General features: G+C 56.7%; 1 protein-coding gene. It reads right to left on the bottom strand.

Features of this window, described 5'->3' with window-relative positions; genetic code table 11:
* Nucleotides 1-654: iron uptake system protein EfeO (efeO, locus tag AC1DLB_RS31475; RefSeq protein ID WP_477786465.1), on the bottom strand; the 654-nt coding region annotated here is incomplete at both ends.

Raw genomic sequence — 654 nt, 5'->3', positions numbered from 1 at the left:
CCGTAGCGAAGTTCTTGTCGACTTTGGCCATGAATGCCGCGTCTTGCTTCTCGATCTGCGGACGGAACAGGTCGACGATYTTCTTCGCGCCGTCGATGTTGCCCTGGAAATCATAGAGGTCGGTGTGGCTGTAGCGATCTTCCTCGCCGGATATCTTGGTGGCGGCCACTTCTTCAAGCAGCGCAGCTGCGCCGCCGACGACTTTTTCAGGTGGGAAGGTCAGGCCGGCGACGCGGGTTTGCAGGTCTTTCACGTCTTTGTTCAAGCCGTCAGCCAGCTTGTCCAGACCCTGGGTGCTGTTCTCTGAAAACAATGAATATTCGATGCGATGGAAACCGGTGAAGTCTTCGGCCTTCACGCCTTTTTCGTGGTCGTCGACCCGCGAGTCGATGGACGCATCGAGGTCACTGAACAACTCGGCAATCGGTTCGATCGACTCGTAATAGACGCGGGTCGGTGCGTAGAGCTTTTTCGCGGTGGCCAGGTCGCCTTTTTTCACTGCATCGGTGAATTGCTGAGTGTGGCTGGCGAGTTCATCCAGTTGTTCGGTGACGTAGATCTTGTAGTCAGAGATCGGCCCCACCAACTCCAGTGGCGCCGTCGCCGCGAAAGCCGAAAACGGGGTGTTGAGCAAACCAAGGGTCAGCAGTAACG

It is taken from the genome of Pseudomonas sp. 05N434, assembly GCF_056396965.1.
This window is presented reverse-complemented; position numbering and strand designations above follow the sequence as displayed.